Below are 19,703 nucleotides of genomic sequence, written 5' to 3'. Positions count from 1 at the left end.
TTTATCCTACCATGTGCGCGAATGAAATGCTAGTCCAGCATTGTTCCTACCCTGCCTTTAGGTGCCCAAAATGGATGCCAGGTATAGGAAATACTCCCCTGTGTATCTGTTCTTAAAATCGTTATCTGTAAACGATCCATCTCCTGCAACACTTCATTATGTGGGTGCCCATATCGATTGTTTTGACCACAAGAAATGATCCCATAGGTTGGATTCAACTGTTCTATAAAATTACTACTGCTAGACGTCTGGCTCCCATGATGACCTAACTTCACCACATCCGCTCTCAATTCAGGATACCTGTCTCCTATACGCTCTTCTGACTGTTTATCTAAATCTCCCAGAAAAAGAAAAGAGTGCGTTTTATGTAGCATAGATAATGCAATGGAATCTTCATTCATCCCATCCCCCTTCTTATCAGGCGATACTACGAACAAGTTGAAGTACCCTTCGATATAGTCCCCTTGTTTGACTTCAGCGATCATCGTTCCAGCCTTTTCTAAATCTATGAGGTGGGTTTTAAGAGGGTCAGTCCTTCCTGCTCCCCAACCGATGTACACCTTACTGATCTTAAAATGCTTAACAAGTGTTCCCAGTTCACCTATATGATCGATATCATCATGGGTTAAAACCAATTTATCAATCCGACTGATACCCTTTCCTTTTAAGAATGGAACCAAATTGTATTCTGCAGACGACCTCACAGTACGCTTCTGCCAATCCGCTTTTTCAAATGTAAACATGCCTCCAGTGTCAATCACTATTGTTTCTTGATGATGTGGCGCAGTCAGCACCATCCCATCACCTTGCCCAACATCAATAAAGGAGATACTAGACTCTAATCGAAAATAACGCATTCCTAATAGGAGAGTTGGTACAATCCATGCCTTTGCAAACAAAGGGGGTAGCTTCTCCGACTTCTTTTCATTCAGCCATAAAATATAGACAATAGCGAAAAAAACGAATAGTAACGGTGGACGTCCAGTGATCACATTGGAAAAATCCAATGATCCAAGCAAATGTTCGAACAACTGGATGCCAGTTTCAAGCCAATCAAGACACTCACTCGGAAAAGAATGACCAAAGAGAAAAAGCAAGACAAAAGAAGGAAGAAAAAAAGAAATAAATAAAGGAGAAAAAAGAACCGTAAAGAAACTCCCTAGAATAGGCCACTCATAGAAATGCCAAGCAGTTAGCGGAAAGACTGCTAAAGTAAATAGCAACAGCCTTCTGATTCCTTGATATTTTTGTGTACTGCTAGTTAATTGAACAAAGAAAAAACTGATCAGCACACTGAGTTGCCCACCTACTTGAAAAAGTGCAAGTGGTTCAATCAATAAGATGATCCAAAGTGTAAGTGAAAAACAATCTAATGAAGACAGTTGGATATTCAAAAGCTTCAAGACTAGTTTTATTAGAAAAAGACTGCTTGCTCTTAAAACAGAAATCGAGCCTCCTGCTAAAATAGCATATCCCATAGTTAACATCGCTAACGGAAGAAAGCTGACCGATAGTCTAACCCCAACCCTACGAAAAAGATAATACATACACCCCAAAAAATATTGGATATGCATTCCTGATAGGCTAAAAAGATGTAACAGGCCTGTTTCTCTAAAAAGAGGTTCCGATTCTATAAAACGGTGATCTTTATAACCAAATAAAAGTGCATTCATATAAACACTTGTTTTTGGCTGGAATCTTTCCTCGATACCACTAGTAAATTCTCTCCTTTTTCGTGTTAGAAAGTCTTTCCAGGTTGTCTTTTGTCTGACATTTTGGATCGCTACCACTTTAAAACGCCCACTTATTCGATGACTTTTAAAATATACTGTCTGATCAAAAGCAAATTCGTTGCTCTTCCTCTCAAGGGCTTGATATTCACCAGTTACTTTTAGTTGAACGGTTTGTTTGGTCATTTGGATAAATGAATGCCGTTCTTGCTGTGTGTCTAGCTGATAGTCTAATTGGATTTTTTGTTGCTTTGCTGTCTTTCCAAAAAAGGTCACTTTATCGCCATTTATTTTGATGGAGTCTGAAATAACTCCAACAATTTCTATTTTCTTTCGAAGATCAATCGCTTCTGTTTCTCTGATCCAACAAGAAACCAATACCAATATACTGCATAACATACAGATGGATGCAACCCATTTTCCTTCTTTCATCAGAAAAAAACAAAAAAAGCCAGCGAAAATCATTCGATAATACCCTTGGTCTACGTAATAAAGTAAACAGATAAAAATCGAAGAAATCGCTGGAAAAATCAACCGATTTTGCAATCGATCGCAATATTCGTTAAACATGTTCCCCTGATAATTCTTTTTGTAATTTTGAAAAATGAGTTGAATCTAAAGACACTTGGTGAACGGATACACCTAGTTGCTTGATCAGATCTTGTGCGTAAGGATCATTTCGATAGTCATGAAGATAATTGATTTTTTTGATCCCCGCTTGTAACAATGCTTTTGTACAAGCCAAGCAAGGAAAATGTGTCACATAGATTTCCGAGCCTTCTGTCGGGATACCTAACTTAGCACATTGCAACAATGCGTTCATCTCTGCGTGGATGGTACGCAAACAATGACCATCTACTACATAACACCCTTCGTCGATGCAATGGACATCGCCACTGACAGCTCCGTTGTAGCCACCTGCGATGATCCGCTTTTCTCTAACCAATGTAGCACCTACTTCTAATCTAGTACACGTACTTCTCAAAGATAACAGCACTGCTTGAGCCATAAAATACTGATCCCATGGGATACGCTCATTTGTTTGTTTTCCTGATTCATTGTTTGTATGGTCTAATCTCTCATTATTTTCCATCATCCATTAGCACCTCGCATTTTCAAAGTGAAAGTTATTTACATTTTTAATAAATAGTGATTCTTTGATTCGTATAGCTTACTGATTGCGTTCCCACCTGTTAAAACTATTCAGCCGTACTTACTCACTGAATGAGATCTAGTCTTCACTTAAAACATACGTTAGTTGCGAAACTATTTTTAGTTTCTTGAACATTTTTTTGAGTCATGGGAATCTATTAATCACTATAGGTAAATCATCTACTGAAACTTTACCACATTCCCTCGATTTTTGGTATATGTGCTGCTAAATATATACTTAGACAACTGCAAATCATATGATCCATTCTAATGAAATAAAAGTATGCAAAACTGTGGACCGTACGTGTTTGAATAGTTCATTCACCAGTGACTGTGACCCAATTTCTAAGCTGTTCGACTGTCTTTGCACCTATTCCTGTTATTTCTTGCAATTCTTCTATTTTTTGAAAGGAACCTTTTTCTTCCCTATAGCGAATGATCTCTTGCGCTTTTACGTTACCGATCCCAGGTATCTGCTGTAATTGTGCCAAGTCTGCTGTATTGAGATTTATCTTTTCTTCCTGACCGTTTTTTTCAGTCTCTTCTACTGGATGAGACTGTTGGCCCTTAGCTGCTTCAGGTATCTCTTCTCCAATTACGGGTACATAAATCAATTGTTGGTCTATCAACTTTGCTGCTAGATTGATTTGATTCCCATCAGCTGTATCCGTTACCCCCCCAGCTTTTTCTATTACATCATGGACTCTTTCTCCCAAAGAAAAGGAATAGATGCCTGGCCTGTTCACCGCCCCTTTTACATCTACATAATTGATCACCGGAATAGTTTCTTTACTTGTTTCTTTGTACGTTTTCTTCTCCTCCCGCATATTTTCTTCTGTAACTATAGAACTATTAGAACTATTTACGGAAAGGTTCAATGGCACATGTCCATCGTCCTTTTGACTAATGATCCTCCCCGCTAATAGCCCTGCTCCAAGAAATAAAAGAGCTACGCTCAATAAAACACTGATAATAAGCTTAGGCGAATCAATGATATGTTGGTAGATTTTTTTCATTCATTCAACTCCTTTCACTGAATATAGCGAATGCCTCTGTCTTCTTAGTGATAAGTGCTACTTTGCTCTTCACAATCAAATACGTAAAAAGGTGGGATTTATCATTCAAACGATCATTCTTTCATAAAAAAAGAATATGAGACAACTCTACAGTTTTGCTACAGACTCTCGAATAAACGGCGTCCAAAAATCAGGTTTTTCGGAAATTTCAAAAAAAGAGTGGGACAAAAGTAAGAAACACTTTTGTCTCATTCTTTAAAAACGAATAAACGGTGGGAGCAGAAGCAACTCCTTCTTAAATAAGCAGAAATTCACAAAAATTTGAAAAGCAATTTTCGTTAATTTCTTCTTATTTCTCGGAGTTAAACACTTCTGTCCCAGCCTCTTTTCTCTCCAATTTCTCAAGCCTAAATGACTTTTGTCTCAACCTCACTCTATGAATAAAGGCAGACTATTTCATGTTTTCTAAATAGTCCAACGCATCTTGTACTGTTTTTACAGGAACGATTTTCATTGATGAATTGAGTTCTTTCGCTGCTTTTTTAGCTTCCTCATAATTTGATTGTAACTCTGGATATTCTTTTTTCATTTCCTTAGAAATCTCATCATCTGGTGCAAAGAATACTTCGACACCTGCTTGATCTGCACTAGCAACTTTTTTGTCGATCCCACCGATCCGACCAACTTCCCCTGCGCTATTGATCGTGCCAGTACCAGCGATTTCTTTGCCTTGACGAAGATTCTTTCCTGTCAATTGTTCATAAATCTCAAGTGTAAACATCAAACCGGCAGATGGTCCGCCAATCGAGCCTGAATCAATTGTTACTTGTGTATCAGATTTGATGGCTGTATGATCTGTCAAAGTGATTCCGATACCTGCTTTTTTATCAGTTGGAAGTTTGATCAGTTTCCCTGAAGTTTCCTTTTCTGTCCCATTATGCAGATAGGTTATGCTGACAGTGTCCCCTACTTTTTGACTCTTCACATACTCCATAAATGCTTCTGCACTCTTAAAGCTTTGTCCATCAACTTTTGTCACTGTATCTCCTACAGATAATTTACCATAGAAATTAGAGTTTTTCTCTACACTCATGACATACACACCTTTAAACTCCATCTCATAAGGGAGCTTTGCTAACTTCAATGCTTGCTCGATTGCTGCATTTTGAGAGGATTCCATGTAATAACGCTGCATCTGATTGTACTCTTCATTCGTCGCACCACCAGTCAATTTTTCTTCACTAATCAAATCTTCAAATCTAGATAATTTTGCTTTTACTGCAAGAAAACCTGTTGCTTTGCGAATGCCGACAGAAGTCAAAGAGAATGAACCAGATGCTTTGTCCTGTTGATCATTCACTGTAATCAGTTCCTTTAAGTTGATCGTTGCTCCTGGTGACTCTACATAGTAAGGCAGAGGAACGACTACGAAGCCAACGATAAAGATTCCCAGAAAAATAACGAGAATCGTTTTTAACCACTTTTTAAAGTTCATTAGATTCACGCTTTCTAGCTAGTGCTTCGTTGATTGCATCTGGTAAATATTCTGTTACATCTCCACCAAAATAAAGAACCTCTTTCAATAAACTAGAACTGATATGGCTATATTTTGGTTCAGCCAACAGAAAGACTGTTTCAAGCTCGTTAGACAAATGACGATTCATCTGTGCGATATCTCTTTCATATTCAAAATCTTTGATATTGCGAACTCCTCGGATCAACACAGTTGCACCCAATTCTTTGGCCGTCTCTACAGTCAATTGACTTTCCTGATGAACGACTTTGACATTCGGAATATGTAGGACTGACTGTTTGATCAATGCCACTCGTTCCCCAGCAGGAAATAGGCTTTTCTTTGAGGTATTCACAAACACGCCAATCACTACTTCATCAAATAGTTTTGCTGCTCGTTCAATCGTATTCAAATGTCCATTTGTCAATGGATCAAAGCTTCCTGGAAATAGCGCTCTTTTCATTTATCGTCCTCTTTTCGGTATATTGTCACAGAAGTGATTCCGTAAGTTTGTTTTCTGATTTGCTCGAAACAAGTGATTTTTTCTGGCAATTCCACTGCTTTGTCTGTTTCACAGACAATGACAGCTTCCTCTTTGAAAAGATCAAGTGCCGACATTTTTTCGATTTGTTCGATAATCTGTTGTTTAGCATAAGGTGGATCAAGAAAAAGATAGTCAAACTTTTCCCCAAGTTGCGCTAATTTTTCGATTGCTTTGTCTGCATCAAGTTTTAGTGTGGTAAATTTTTCTGGCTCTTTTGTTATTGCAATATTTTCTTTGATGATTTTCAAAGCTTGGTAGTTTTTATCTACACAAACAGCATGCGAGCAACCTCGAGATACTGCTTCGATGGCTAAACCACCACTTCCGGAAAACAAGTCTAATACTTCTTCTCCATCGAAATAAGGGCCAATCATATTGAATATTGATTCTTTTACTTTATCTGTTGTCGGACGTGTGTTAGGCCCAGACAGGCTCTTCAAGCGCCGTCCTCCATACTCTCCTGAAATGACTCGCATTTACTCACTCCTCTTAAAAATCGTACTGCTACTAGTATACCAAAAAAAGCGAAAAAAAAACTTGGATTCCCATTAAATTAGTGGAAACAACAAGTATGTTACTCATGCCTAGGGCAATTACGAATATGTGATTCTTCGTAGAACAAGGTTTCATATTCTCTTTCCTCTTTCATCAAACGTTACCGTAAAATGTACAATTTGAACGAACGTATTACACGATGATTAGCAGTTGATTCATCACCTGGTATTCTCTCATCCTTTTCCAAAAACTGGTATGGGTTCAATCAACGATAAGATCAAAATTTCCAAATGGGTGGTTCTAAAGCAAAAAGCCATTGGCTAGAGTCACTTCTTCTGTCTATGAAACTGCGATACATTTTTTACAATATACAGACAATTTCAGTTTCTTGTCATTATATTGTCTTGACTTTTCCATTAAAATAACTAAACTATATTTAAGTCTTAGAACTAGTTACCATTCTGTCAAGGGTGGTGAGCTGATTTACTCCCAGCAAATAAAGAATTATATCATAACTATTGGCTAATTGGTTTTCTGTTATTAAATAGATGCGTCGATAAGTCCAATGAGACAAAAGCTATGGCTAAAATTAAAACTGGTACTAAATTTAAAATGAAGGTTTCCAGTAATCATTTAATGTTTCAGAAATTGGAAGAAACTACGTAAGAGTCAAACAACAGTTTCTCGTCACTTTCAACTCTCGCTCTAGACTTCATCGATTTAGAAAATACCTTCAAAATGAAAGGAGCGAAAGTCTCTGACAAGATTATATCAATCAAAAAGAGAACTTCCACGGTCATCTTTGGCGCTCAAATCTACATCTCATAATTCTGAACATACCGCTATGATTGATATAATACCAACATAAGAAATTTAAAACATAATTCTTAAGATTTACGAGACAAGATTATTTTAAAGAAAAATCTAAACATCAAGCGAGGTATCCCTATGGAAATTGACAGTTATCTAAACCCAGACATCCTTTTAATCATTTTTTGTGTACTTTTATTTCTAAATTTTGTTTTTGTGATTCTTCGAGGAAGAAGAAATAAAACTAGATCAGATAAAGAAAAAGCCGTATTGAAAGAGAAATATCCTGATTTATCTGATAAGGATTTGAAATACAGAAAAGAATGTATTACAGCCTATTCTAAAATTTATTTCAACGGTTACTCTAATTTGAAACTCGTAGTTTTCTTAGCATTTCTGATTCTCATTACGCTTGGAGTAGCCATAGGATTAGTCATTTCCGATAATTTAATTGGTGAGTATATCTGTTTAGGCATACTCTTCGTCTACATTTCAATCATCTCTTTATCAACGCCAAATCCTGATAAAGAGCAAGCTTTCTGGATGGACTATTTGGAAACCCATCCCGATAACCCACTGATGGTTGTTTTGCATCCTCTTGAAACAGTGAATAAAATGGTTAGATCAGCCAGACTACTAGGTATTTTAAATCTTATTTGTGGCCTCTACGCATTTTTTATAGCCTATATAATTTCTTACCTATATTTTTAGAGCTGCAGATTCTCAATACTTTCTCAAAAAATGATAGAGATAAGATAGATACTCCTTTTGATCAATGAATGGTTACAACTATTCATTTAGTCAAAGGAGTTTTCTAGTTTCGTAAAACTTACAATAATGCATTTTCAGCTTTGTTACGGCACAACCTTCATGTTCTTTCCCTAAAAAAGATCTATACATATGTTCACATTCCCTTTACTGATTTCCGCAAAGACAAAAAAGTGAATGTAGGACAAAGCTAAAAATCGGTTTTGCTACAGACTCTCGAATAAACGGCGTCCAAAAGTTAGGTTTTTCGGAAATTTCAAAAAAAAAAAAACGAGCAATACAAAAAACGTATTGTTCGTTTTTTTCTCCAATTTTTCAAACCTAAACGACTTTTGTCTCGACCTCGTCTAAACTTGTAAAAAAGTTAAAAAATATGGTCTGCCAAGCGAATTTTAGTATTGGCTTCTTCTACTTCGAAGCCATCATCTTTCACTTGTGCTTTTGATCCGATTTTTTCTGCAAAATTCATTTCAATATCTGGGCGATATGAACGCTCTACGTTGCGTACAAAATGTAATTTTTTGATTCGTTCTTCTGTTTGATCGAATGTTTCTTCGTTCAAATAGATGACCACGTATTTCATTTTTCTTGAAACATAATGAAGCAAACCAAACTTCTTGAGATTCTTTAGTTGTTTCAGGCTATAGACCCATACGATCAGTCCACGTCGCTTCGTTATTTCAAATTGATTGTTTTCTGTTTCCATGACAGTTTCCTCCACATCCAGCATGCCTTCCTTTTTCAAAGAAAGGATTGCCTGCATCGATCTTGATCTCCGAAGAAACAGCTTGTGCAAGTTCCTGACTGATTTCATCGAGTATATTTTGAAGTTGGGTTTCTTGTATCCGAAAGGCGGCGACTGAGTCATTTAAATCAAGTTGTCTTTTGGCTTTTCTAACAGCCAAATACGTTTCTTTGTACCCTGGCGCATACTCTTTGTAGGGCGCAATCTTTTCATAGTCTTCTTTTTTTTTGAAAAAATCAGCTTTTAACTTCGCAACTTCTTTCGATTGCTCCATCTGTTTTTTTGTTTTCATGTATTCGCTCATTGTATGACTTTCAATGATACAATTCGCCAAACGTTTACATTGATCTTCTAAAACAAATAATTCTTCATTGATTATCACTGCTATCGCTACTCTCCTCAACTTCTTCTTGCATCAAGACTATCATATTTTCTTTAGAAAAAGCAATTCCTAACTGATCAGGGGAATCAAGCAAGAAACGATCATGGTAGTACGGATCGCTATACAAAAATAAAAAAGTGAACGTGGGGTCGATGACAGGGTGAGTAAATACGCCATTGACATGCTGTAATTTGCCTTTTCCTGTTAACTTATCCAGTTCGTCTTTGGCTAGAGTGAATTTTGTAGCCGTTTTTGCACTACCCAATGTTTGCTTCCATTCTGTTAACCGATCTTCTGAAAGAAATTCTTCTGGTTTTTTCAAATAATCATGTAGTAATAAATTCGTTTTATCGGAAAAATTGATGTTTCTTCGATAAAGTGGTAAATCATCTTGTTTTCTCAAAGAATTCAACAAAATAAAACTTTTATTTTCCTTGGATTGATTGATTTCTTCCCAATCTGCATCATCCTCTAATTGATAATGAGGTAACCCTTCACCAAACACTTGATAAGGCAACAATTTCAGTAAACTATCTTTACTCAAATATACTACTGAGAACAAATCACCTGTACTTTGATCAAAAAACAAAATACCAAAAGTCTGATTGTCAAAGGCGAGCAGTGGTCGATAATTCATATCCTCTTCCATCAACTCAATACCAACTTCTGTATCTTGATACTCAAATGTGAAATTTGTATAAATGGTCGTGATATCCGTTAAATCTTGCATCGTCATACCAAGCGTAAAAGGTGCGATCGTTTCATGATCTGCTTTTAATACTTTGACGGCTTCTACTTTATCATCTTGGATATTTGCTTCGAAAGACCATTGTCCTTGGGTATCCTGATAGTATCTAGTTTCAAAGCCAAAGCCAGAAGTTAAGCGATCATATGGTTTTCCAAAATGCTGTTCTAACTCTTCGATTGGCTTTCCGATATAGGTGGAAATACCAGTTGCTTTAAGCTCCTGGTATTTCCACGTCGTCATCTGGTTTTGTGTCTGTTGTTCTTGGCTTTTTTTTGCCTCTAGCACGGGTGGGAACAATACCGGCTGCATGTAGAATGCGACGATCACTGATAGCAATATCAAGATAAATAATCCTAGCCGTTTCATGCTAACCCACCACCTTTATTTTTCAGTCACTTCGATCAAGAGGTCACCTGACGCAATCGAATCACCATTTGCCACATAGATATGGGCAATTTCTCCGTCAAAACGCGCTTCGATCGCCGTTTCCATCTTCATCGCTTCTGTGATCATCAAAGTGTCTCCTTTTTTTACTTTGTCGCCTTTTTTCACTAACACTTCTAGCACAGAACCTGACATCGTTGCCCCGATTTGTTCGCGATTCGTTGGTTCAGCTTTCAAACGTGTTTGAACTGAACTGATGATCGAAGTATCCTTGATCAATATTTCGCGGCGTTGACCATTCAGATTGAAGAACAACACGCGATTTCCTTCAATATCTGGTTCACCGATCTCATCCAACCGAATGATCAAGATTTTTCCTCTTTCGATTTGGACATTCACTGTTTCACCCAAGCGAATCCCTTGGAAGAACGTTGGTGTATCTAATAAAGTCACATCGCCAAATTGATTGTATGCTTTTTGATAATCTAAAAAGACTTGAGGATACATCAAATAGCTCAAAACTTCTCCATTTTTAGGCTCATAACCAATTTTTTCAGCTAACTCATTTTTGACTTGTTCAAAGTCGACTGGTTCAGCTAAAGCACCTGGACGGACATCGATTGCAGGTCTTCCTTTCAAAATGATCTTTTGTAATTTTTCAGGGAATCCACCAACTGGTTGTCCCAACTCACCTTGGAAGAAAGTGACAACTGATTCTGGGAAACTCAACGTGTCTCCTTTTTCATAGATATCGTCTTCCGTCAAATCATTTTGGACCATGAATAACGCCATATCCCCCACCACTTTTGATGACGGTGTTACTTTAACGATGTCACCAAACATTAAATTGACCGTATGATACATCTGTTTGATTTCATCCCATTTGTGTCCTAGACCGACCGCTTTTGCCTGTTGTTGGAGATTTGAATATTGTCCCCCTGGCATTTCGTGCATGTAGACTTCTGTTTCAGGGGCGTTTAACCCATTTTCAAATGGTTTATAGTACATACGTACATCTTCCCAGTAATGGTTCAATTGTTGTGCATTTTGGATATTGATCTCAGGTAAGCGAGGACCATTGACTAACGCATAATATAAACTGCTCATGCTCGGTTGACTCGTATTTCCACTCATCGCACTCATGGCTACGTCGACAATGTCCACCCCAGCTTTGGTTGCTGCTGAATAGGTGATGATCCCATTTCCGCTAGTATCATGTGTATGCAAATGGATCGGTAAATCAATTGTTTCTTTCAATTCACTAATCAAACGATAGGCTGCCTGAGGTTTTAATAATCCAGCCATATCTTTGATTGCTATGATATGCGCCCCTAGTTGTTCAAGCTCTTTTGCCATATCTTTATAATATTGCACATTGTATTTTGCGCGACTTGGATCGTTGATATCGCCAGTATAGCAGATTGCGGCTTCTGCGATTTTCCCTGTATCTCGGACTGCTTGAATACTTTTTTCCATTTGAGGTGTCCAGTTCAAGCTATCAAAAATCCGAAAGACATCAATTCCTTGTGCCGCCGCTTCTTTCACAAATTCCACTAACACGTTATCTGGATAATTCGAGTATCCTACTGCATTTGATCCTCTGAACAGCATCTGCAATAAAGTGTTAGGCATCAAGGAACGGATTTTTCTTAGTCTTTGCCATGGGTCTTCATTCAAGAAACGATAGGCCACATCAAAAGTGGCTCCTCCCCACATCTCACTTGAGAAAAGTTCTGGAAGTCCCTCGCCTGTTAAACGGGCAACTTCTTTGAAATCTTTTGTCCGTACTCTAGTTGCCAATAAACTTTGATGCGCATCTCTAAAGGTCGTATCAGTAATTAGCAGATTTTCTTGATTCTTGATCCACTGGACTAATCCATCAGCTCCCTCATTATCTAAAACATTTTTCGCTGTGAGATACTCATCCCGAGTGATCAGTTTTTTAGGTAGACGTGGTTTTTCATAGAATGGTTTTTCCCCTTTTTTGATTCCAGGGAAGCCATTGACAGTGATTTCACCGATGTATTTCATTGTTTTATTGCCACGGTCTCTCAAACGAGGAAATTCAAATAGTTCTTTTGTATTATCAATAAACGTCGTTTTTGCATTACCGGATTGGAACACAGGATGAGAAATAACGTTTAACATAAATGGAATGTTGGTTTTTACTCCACGAATCCGAAATTCTTTCAGACAACGTGTCATTTTTTGGATCGCAGTGTCAAAATCAGCTGCATGCGTACAAACTTTAACTAATAAAGAGTCAAAATAAGGAGTAACGACATAACCAGAATAAGCATTACCGACATCTAAACGGACGCCGAATCCACCTGGAGAACGGTAAGTATCGATTTTCCCTGTGTCAGGAAGAAAATGATTCAACGGGTCTTCTGTCGTGATTCGGCACTGGATCGCCGAACCATTAAGCTTGATCCCTGATTGTTCTGGCAAACCGATTTCTTTGTGCAGATCTTTTCCTTGTGCAATCAATAATTGTGTCGTTACAATATCGACATCTGTGATCATTTCAGTGATCGTATGCTCTACTTGCACTCGAGGATTGACCTCGATAAAGTAAAAATCGTCTCCTTCAACCAAAAACTCGACTGTTCCAGCATTGACATAGCCCACATATTTCATCAATTGGACAGCAGCTTCACAGATCCGCTGACGCTGTTCCTCGTTCATGGACACACAAGGTGCGACTTCTACAACTTTTTGGTGTCGTCTTTGAACAGAACAATCTCTTTCAAATAAATGGATCACATTGCCATGCTTATCTCCAAGAATTTGGACTTCGATATGCTTAGGGTTCGCTATATATTTTTCTACATAGACTTCATCGCTACCAAACGCTGCTTTTGCTTCGCTTTTAGCACGTTCATATCCTTCTCGAGCGCTTTTTTCATCATGAGCAACACGCATCCCACGTCCGCCACCACCTAAAGCTGCTTTGATCATGATTGGATAACCATAGCGTTCGCCAAAATCTAGTGCTTCTTCTACACTCGCAATCGGGCCATCTGTTCCAGGAATCGATGCGATCCCAGCTTCAATCGCTGCTGCTTTTGCTTTGATTTTATCTCCAAAAATATCAAGATGATGTAAATCCGGCCCGACAAAAGTGATCCCCTCTTCTTTACAACGTTGTGCAAAACCTAAATTTTCAGATAGTAATCCATATCCTGGATGAATAGCATCAGCTCCGCATTGTTTTGCGATCGAGATGATCCCTTCAATATCTAAATACGCATCGATCGGTTTTTTCCCTTGACCAATCAAATATGCTTCATCTGCTTTGAATCGGTGTACTGAATACTCATCTTCTTCAGCGTAGATACCAACAGTTTTAATTCCTAATTCTGTGCAAGCACGGAACACACGTACCGCAATCTCTCCTCTGTTAGCAACTAAAACTTTTTCCATCGAACCACTCCTACATCTTTTTTAGTATAAACCTAAGCTTTTTCTTTTCTCATCTGCACTGATATTCAATACAAAACCAATACAGATCGAGAGCATCAAGAGACTAGAACCGCCCTGACTCAAAAATGGGAAAGTAATACCTGTCAATGGGATAACACCAGTGATCCCTCCAAGGTTTACAAATACTTGAACTAAGAACATTGCTCCGATCCCGATACACAATAATGAATTGAATGGATCTTTTGAGCGCGTCCCTACTAAAATGATCCGAGTGATCATAAAGAATAGTAGAGCAAGGATCAGGATCCCCATGATAACACCTAGTTCTTCTACTACGATCGCGTAGATGAAATCGGTTTGTGCTTCTTGTAAGAAGCCTTTTTTCTGGATACTATTCCCTAATCCTCGGCCAAATAGACCGCCGTTGAACATCGCATAATAGCCGTTGACCATTTGGTGCCCTCTATTGAGTTCATCGGAAAAAGGATTCTGAAAAACAGCAAAACGATTATAGATATATTGCAATCGTTCAGGAAGAAATTTCCCGTGAGTGATATTGACTAGCCAGATAGTAAACACACTTAGACCAACTCCGCCAAATCCAACGATCAATGTATATACATAGTTGATACCACTTGCTAAAAGCAAAACCAACGTAATCAAAAAGATGACAGTTGCGTTCCCAAAATCGGGCAAGATTGCAACGATAGCCGTCAATACCAATACCAAAGCAAGAGGTCGTTTGACCGTGCCGATAAAATCTTTTTGGATGCTGTATTGTCGTTTGGAAAGAGTCCAAGACAAATACCAGATTGCGATGATCTTTAAATACTCTGCAGGCTGGATCGTAAATCCAGCGATCTGAATCCATCCTTTTGCACCATTGATCTCTTTACCAAAAAATAAAACGATCAAAAGTAAAATCGTCAGCACAGCGATTGCTGCCATGATCAACCGCTGATTCTTCAAAACATCGGTTTTCATTTTATAAAGCAGCCCGATTACAATTAGGCTCAGGACCCAAAAAATACTTTGATTCAAAAATGATGCGGAAGGGCTTGTCCCGTTTTCCATTAATAAATATGATGAAGAACTATAGACCATGATCAATCCCAATACACATAGAATCAAATATGGGATCAATATGCTATAGTCTAATAAATGCCTTTTTTTAACTTTCTTAGGCAAGTTTACTCCTCCTTGCCAATTTCTTTTTTATCATAATTTTCTTGGTAAACTTCACTATACAAATGGTTCAGTTCACGCTCTAATTCACTCAGCAATAGCTGACCTTCTGTTTTTTCGACTATCCCCACACGTATCGCAAAATTGACTTGTTGTGAGAATCCATACATTTGCGTATCCACTACTTCTTCAAATGCTTTACATTGCGAGATACATAAGCTGTTTTTTTGATTTTTGATCAAGCGTTTGATCCGTTCAGCTTCATCTTTCAATACTTGGACTGCAAATTCATTTGACAGAGAATCCATCTACGCCTACCCCCATTCTAAGTTTATTTATTATAACATACTTAAAAATCCAACGGGGAAAAATCACGGTTTTCGTAAGGTGATTTTCCCTTTTTTTATCCTTTTGTTTTGCACGATGGACTCACTTTTCATTTTTCGCTTTGTGCTTCTTTGATAACTGCTAAGAATGCTTCTCCGTATTTATCTAATTTACTTTGACCGACACCTTTTATTTGCAGAAATGCCAGTCGGTTTTGTGGTCTTTGTTGGCTCATTTCTTTTAACGTTGAATCAGAAAAAACGACATATGGTGCAACACCAGCTTCAGAAGCTAAGTCTGTTCGCAGTTCTCGTAATGCTTCAAACAGACTGTCTGCAGCTTCATCTGAAAGTTGAACTACTTTCTTTGGTTCTTTCTTAAATACTTGTTTTTTTCCAGTGAGAACAGCGATACCTGACTCTGTGACCTTCAAAACGGGGTACTCTCCACTCACAGAGAGCAAGTAACCACCAGAGATAAGGAATTCGATCAGCTGCAAGATATCTTTTTGCGCGTATTTCTTTAATAAACCGTACGTAGAAAGTCGATCAAATCCGAAGTTTTTCACTTTTTGCTCCTTCGATCCAGCTAACACTTTCATCAACATCTGCTTCCCATAGTTTTCGCCCATCCGTTTGATACAGGATAAAACCATCTGTGTTTCCTTCGTAACATCGATCAACTCTCGATCATCTAAACAGTTCCCGCAACGCTCGCAAGCTACACCATCTTCTCCAAAATAAGCTAAGATATATTTCTGCAAACAATCCTCAATATAGATATATTCGGTCATAGCTTTTAATTTTTCATATTCTTTTTGCTTTTGAGAATCTTCCCGTTGTGATTGCTGGATAAAAAATTTCTGGATCTGGATATCTTGCGGTGCAAATAACAAGATAGCATCACTTAGAAGACCATCTCTTCCCGCTCTACCTGCTTCTTGATAATATGCCTCCAAAGAACCTGGTATTTGATAATGGATGACAAAGCGGATATTGCTTTTATTGATCCCCATTCCAAAAGCATTGGTAGCCACCAATAGCTCCATGCGGTCATACAGAAAAGCTTCTTGCATTTCCGTTCGTTCCCGTTCACTCATGCCACCGTGGTACCTGCCAGCATTGAAACCAAATTTTTTTAATAAATGATAGATACGGTCAACTTCTTTGCGTGTTGCCGCATAGATGATGCCGGATTGTTTCTGATTCATACGCAGATATTCGACCAAATATTGTTCTTTTTTTTGATCCTTGATTACTTGCAACCGTAGATTTTCGCGAGCAAACCCGGTTTGGATATGATTTTTGACCGGAATCTTTAAAAGTCTTTTGATGTCTTCGGCTACAGCTATCGTTGCAGTTGCTGTTAATGCAACAATGATCGGCCGTTGGATTAACTCATTCAACTTTTCTGCCATTTGAAGATAACTAGGCCGGAAATCATGTCCCCATTGGGAAATACAATGTGCTTCATCAATGGCAAGCAGTTGGACATTCCAATGTTGCATCGAACGAATGAAATCTGGCATGATAAAGCGTTCAGGCGCAACATAGAGCAACTGGATCTCCCTATGTTCAAGTTCTTGGAAACGTCTTGCTGTTTCATAGCCATTCAACGAACTATTGATAAATGTTGCAGCTATCCCTAACTGGTTAGCCGCATCTACTTGATCTTTCATGAGGGATATCAAGGGTGAAACGACGATTGTCAAACCATCTAGCATCAATGCTGGCAACTGATAGCACACTGATTTCCCACTTCCTGTCGGCATGATACCCAGCACATCTTCATGTTCCATCACTTTTTGAATGATTTCCCTTTGCCCTGGGCGAAATTCTTCGTAGCCAAAATATTTTTTTAGTAATTCATTCATCTTATCCCTACTTTATACATATTTTAAGAAAATGATGGCAATATTTCATTCATTTAAATAGATTACGCAAGAACTATTTTACTTCTCGTTGTCACTCAGAACAACCCTTTTATCCGTGAAACAAAATGCATTTATGAAACACCAGAGAACTCATTTTGAGTTTTTAAAAAGTCTTTTAATAGACTTTTTCCGCTATTTCGTGTGTTTTTCTCTATTTCTAAATCTACTTCTCCACAGAAACAGCTGAGCATAATCACCACAATCAAATTTTTAGAATAAACTATTTTCTTTCCATGCTAGGTGACACATTAGCTGAAACGCGCACTTCATCACGCCCTTTGATTTTTGTAGCCTCTTTGTAAAATAGCATAGCTAAAGGCTTTTTATCCTACTTAGTCGACAGTGATAGCATCAATTACACACTTGTTATCTTAAGCATATCAAAAATATTTTTTTTAGATAAATAACACTTAACCTGATGTACTAGATCACTCCATGCTACGAACTTTTTATATTTGAACAACATTACTAGAGAATCAGTTATTTTCAGCTATATACAAAACCAGCTAGATTTATCGGTTTCGATTGTAGTTGTACTTTTATAGCATCGCCTAAAGAGTCAGTTTCGTTCACCGCTGTGACTGACAAACTAAAAAAGGAGGGGATTTTATCCCCTCCTCCTATGATGCTTGATCACGCATTATTTTTTCTTTTTAGACGCTTTTTCACGAACATTTTTGTTCAAGATTTGTTTTCTTAAACGAATACTTTCTGGTGTTACTTCACAATATTCATCATCATTCAAGAATTCTAATGATTCTTCTAATGTTAATTGTTTTGGTTTTTTGATGACAGATGTTTGGTCTTTCGTAGCAGAACGTACATTGGTCATTTGTTTTGCTTTTGTAATGTTGACAGTCAAGTCATTTTCACGGCTGTTTTCGCCAATGATCATTCCTTCGTATACTTCTGTACCTGGTTCAACAAAGACTGTTCCACGTTCTTCAATACTCATGATGGAATAAGTTGTTGCTTTCCCTGCATCGATCGAAACAAGAGCACCTTGGTGGCGTCCACCGATTTGTCCTGGTAACATTGGTAAATATTGATCGAAGGTATGGTTCATGATTCCATATCCGCGTGTCATAGAAAGGAATTCAGTAGAATAACCGATCAAGCCACGTGCTGGGGTTAGGAATGTCAAACGGATCTGACCATTTCCAGTATGGATCATGTCTTGCATTTCGCCTTTGCGTAGGCTCAATGATTCGATTACACTACCCATGTATTCTTCTGGAGTATCGATTTGAACACGTTCAAATGGTTCGCATTTTACACCATCGATGATTTTTTCGATTACTTCTGGACGTGATACTTGTAATTCATAGCCTTCACGACGCATATTTTCGATCAAGATCGATAAATGTAGTTCCCCACGACCAGAAACAGTCCAAGCATCTGGAGAGTTTGTTGGTTCAACACGTAGTGAAACGTCTGTTTGAAGTTCAGCCATCAAGCGTTCTTCAATTTTACGTGCAGTGACGAATTTACCTTCGCGCCCAGCAAATGGTGAATTATTTACTAAGAATGTCATTTGTAAAGTTGGTTCATCAATGTGTAAGATCGGTAATGCTTCTTGGTTATCTACAGGTGTAACTGTTTCACCGACGAAGATATCTTCCATACCTGACACAGCAATCAAATCTCCAGCTTTTGCTTCTTGGATTTCTAAACGTTTCAGACCGAAGAAACCAAACAATTTCGTTACACGGAATTTTTTAACTGAACCGTCAAGTTTGATCAAGGCTACTTGATCCCCTACTTTGATGGTCCCTCTGAAAACACGGCCGATCCCGATACGTCCAACATAATCATTGTAATCTAACAATGATACTTGGAATTGTAAAGGTTCGTCGCTGTTATCTACTGGAGCCGGGATCTTTTCAACGATCGTATCGAAAACCGGTGCCATCGTTGGTTCTTGGTCAGCAGGATCATCAGACAAGCTTGAAGTTCCATTCAATGCTGAAGCGTAAATAACTGGGAAATCTAATTGATCATCATCAGCACCCAATTCGATGAATAATTCTAGTACTTCATCAACAACAAACTCTGGGCGTGCAGATGGTTTGTCGATTTTATTCACAACGACGATCGGTGTAATATGTTGTTCTAATGCTTTTTTCAATACGAAACGTGTTTGTGGCATCGTTCCTTCATAAGCATCAACAACTAGTACAACGCCATCTACCATTTTCATGATACGTTCAACTTCGCCACCGAAGTCCGCGTGTCCAGGGGTATCCATGATATTGATACGGTAGTTTTTATAATCAACCGCTGTATTTTTCGCTAAAATAGTGATTCCACGTTCTTTTTCCAAAGCATTTGAATCCATCGCACGTTCTTGTAATTGTGTGTGTGCGTCTAATGTATCGGATTGTTTCAATAATTCATCAACCAATGTTGTTTTTCCGTGATCGACGTGAGCGATGATTGCTACGTTACGGATATCGTTTCTATAGTTCAATGTAACTAACTCCTTCTCGGTTCTTTATGACAGTGCAATTTTACTCGACTGTTTATTATAGCAAATTTTTTTCAT

Annotated in this window: 15 protein-coding genes; 1 reads left to right on the top strand and 14 read right to left on the bottom strand. The window is 38.1% G+C overall.

What is annotated here, in order from left to right; translation table 11 throughout:
- Positions 1–29 precede the first annotated feature (29 nt).
- The 6 genes from IGI47_RS07000 to rsmD form a co-directional block, all read right to left on the bottom strand.
- On the bottom strand, positions 30–2,300 hold the full coding sequence (locus IGI47_RS07000; protein ID WP_438783759.1) for a DNA internalization-related competence protein ComEC/Rec2: 2,271 nt from the start codon (positions 2,298–2,300) through the stop codon (positions 30–32).
- On the bottom strand, positions 2,293–2,826 hold the full coding sequence (locus tag IGI47_RS06995) for a ComE operon protein 2 (protein ID WP_005878694.1): 534 nt from the start codon (positions 2,824–2,826) through the stop codon (positions 2,293–2,295). Before IGI47_RS06995 ends, IGI47_RS07000 begins: the two co-directional genes overlap by 8 nt.
- A 373-nt stretch (positions 2,827–3,199) precedes the next feature.
- Positions 3,200–3,898, bottom strand: a complete 699-nt coding sequence (locus tag IGI47_RS06990; RefSeq protein WP_438783758.1) for a helix-hairpin-helix domain-containing protein — start codon at positions 3,896–3,898, stop codon at positions 3,200–3,202.
- Between the two features lie 451 nt (positions 3,899–4,349).
- Complete coding sequence (locus tag IGI47_RS06985) at positions 4,350–5,393, bottom strand: SepM family pheromone-processing serine protease (RefSeq protein ID WP_311929889.1); 1,044 nt, start codon at positions 5,391–5,393, stop codon at positions 4,350–4,352.
- A complete protein-coding gene (gene coaD / locus IGI47_RS06980; RefSeq protein WP_438783757.1) occupies positions 5,383–5,874 on the bottom strand; it encodes a pantetheine-phosphate adenylyltransferase in 492 nt (163 codons plus the stop codon). The genes IGI47_RS06985 and coaD overlap by 11 nt, the downstream gene beginning before the upstream one ends.
- On the bottom strand, positions 5,871–6,431 hold the full coding sequence (rsmD, locus tag IGI47_RS06975) for a 16S rRNA (guanine(966)-N(2))-methyltransferase RsmD (protein WP_438783756.1): 561 nt from the start codon (positions 6,429–6,431) through the stop codon (positions 5,871–5,873). The genes coaD and rsmD overlap by 4 nt, the downstream gene beginning before the upstream one ends.
- Positions 6,432–7,398: 967 nt before the next feature.
- Between rsmD and IGI47_RS06970 the strand changes: the two genes are divergently transcribed.
- Positions 7,399–7,971, top strand: a complete 573-nt coding sequence (locus tag IGI47_RS06970) for a hypothetical protein (RefSeq protein WP_311929888.1) — start codon at positions 7,399–7,401, stop codon at positions 7,969–7,971.
- A 421-nt stretch (positions 7,972–8,392) separates the two neighbouring features.
- Here the strand turns inward: IGI47_RS06970 and IGI47_RS06965 are convergent, their stop codons facing one another.
- From IGI47_RS06965 to typA, 8 genes are all read right to left on the bottom strand, one after another.
- Positions 8,393–8,734: a YlbG family protein gene (locus IGI47_RS06965; protein WP_311929887.1), complete on the bottom strand. Its 342-nt coding sequence runs from the start codon at positions 8,732–8,734 to the stop codon at positions 8,393–8,395.
- Entirely contained in the window at positions 8,709–9,155 is a 447-nt protein-coding gene (locus IGI47_RS06960; RefSeq protein WP_438783754.1) for a YlbF family regulator, read from the bottom strand. The genes IGI47_RS06965 and IGI47_RS06960 overlap by 26 nt, the downstream gene beginning before the upstream one ends.
- On the bottom strand, positions 9,142–10,269 hold the full coding sequence (locus tag IGI47_RS06955) for a CAP-associated domain-containing protein (protein ID WP_311929886.1): 1,128 nt from the start codon (positions 10,267–10,269) through the stop codon (positions 9,142–9,144). The genes IGI47_RS06960 and IGI47_RS06955 overlap by 14 nt, the downstream gene beginning before the upstream one ends.
- 15 nt (positions 10,270–10,284) lie before the next feature.
- Complete coding sequence (locus IGI47_RS06950; RefSeq protein WP_438783753.1) at positions 10,285–13,713, bottom strand: pyruvate carboxylase; 3,429 nt, start codon at positions 13,711–13,713, stop codon at positions 10,285–10,287.
- A 21-nt stretch (positions 13,714–13,734) separates the two neighbouring features.
- Complete coding sequence (locus IGI47_RS06945; protein ID WP_438783752.1) at positions 13,735–14,901, bottom strand: FtsW/RodA/SpoVE family cell cycle protein; 1,167 nt, start codon at positions 14,899–14,901, stop codon at positions 13,735–13,737.
- Positions 14,902–14,903: 2 nt separating this feature from the next.
- Positions 14,904–15,206, bottom strand: coding sequence for a DUF1507 family protein (locus IGI47_RS06940; protein WP_005876504.1), 303 nt, complete (start codon positions 15,204–15,206; stop codon positions 14,904–14,906).
- Between the two features lie 128 nt (positions 15,207–15,334).
- Positions 15,335–17,098 (bottom strand): DNA helicase RecQ, encoded by a 1,764-nt coding sequence (recQ, locus tag IGI47_RS06935; RefSeq protein ID WP_438783750.1) that lies wholly within the window; start codon positions 17,096–17,098, stop codon positions 15,335–15,337.
- 700 nt (positions 17,099–17,798) lie between these two features.
- Complete coding sequence (typA, locus tag IGI47_RS06930; RefSeq protein ID WP_104661573.1) at positions 17,799–19,628, bottom strand: translational GTPase TypA; 1,830 nt, start codon at positions 19,626–19,628, stop codon at positions 17,799–17,801.
- Positions 19,629–19,703 lie beyond the last annotated feature (75 nt).

It is taken from the genome of Enterococcus sp. AZ191, assembly GCF_051713845.1.
GTDB classification, from domain to species: Bacteria; Bacillota; Bacilli; order Lactobacillales; family Enterococcaceae; genus Enterococcus_B; species Enterococcus_B durans.
This window is presented reverse-complemented; position numbering and strand designations above follow the sequence as displayed.

Bases quoted from the DNA above. Each gene is read 5' to 3' on its own strand.
- IGI47_RS06940 (WP_005876504.1), bottom strand. From the start codon at position 15,206: ATGGATTCTCTGTCAAATGAATTTGCAGTCCAAGTATTGAAAGATGAA.
- IGI47_RS06985 (WP_311929889.1), bottom strand. From the start codon at position 5,393: ATGAACTTTAAAAAGTGGTTAAAAACGATTCTCGTTATTTTTCTGGGA.
- rsmD (WP_438783756.1), bottom strand. From the start codon at position 6,431: ATGCGAGTCATTTCAGGAGAGTATGGAGGACGGCGCTTGAAGAGCCTG.
- IGI47_RS06970 (WP_311929888.1), top strand. From the start codon at position 7,399: ATGGAAATTGACAGTTATCTAAACCCAGACATCCTTTTAATCATTTTT.
- IGI47_RS06950 (WP_438783753.1), bottom strand. From the start codon at position 13,713: ATGGAAAAAGTTTTAGTTGCTAACAGAGGAGAGATTGCGGTACGTGTG.
- IGI47_RS06990 (WP_438783758.1), bottom strand. From the start codon at position 3,898: ATGAAAAAAATCTACCAACATATCATTGATTCGCCTAAGCTTATTATC.
- coaD (WP_438783757.1), bottom strand. From the start codon at position 5,874: ATGAAAAGAGCGCTATTTCCAGGAAGCTTTGATCCATTGACAAATGGA.
- IGI47_RS06955 (WP_311929886.1), bottom strand. From the start codon at position 10,269: ATGAAACGGCTAGGATTATTTATCTTGATATTGCTATCAGTGATCGTC.
- IGI47_RS06965 (WP_311929887.1), bottom strand. From the start codon at position 8,734: ATGGAAACAGAAAACAATCAATTTGAAATAACGAAGCGACGTGGACTG.
- IGI47_RS06995 (WP_005878694.1), bottom strand. From the start codon at position 2,826: ATGATGGAAAATAATGAGAGATTAGACCATACAAACAATGAATCAGGA.
- IGI47_RS07000 (WP_438783759.1), bottom strand. From the start codon at position 2,300: ATGTTTAACGAATATTGCGATCGATTGCAAAATCGGTTGATTTTTCCA.
- recQ (WP_438783750.1), bottom strand. From the start codon at position 17,098: ATGAATGAATTACTAAAAAAATATTTTGGCTACGAAGAATTTCGCCCA.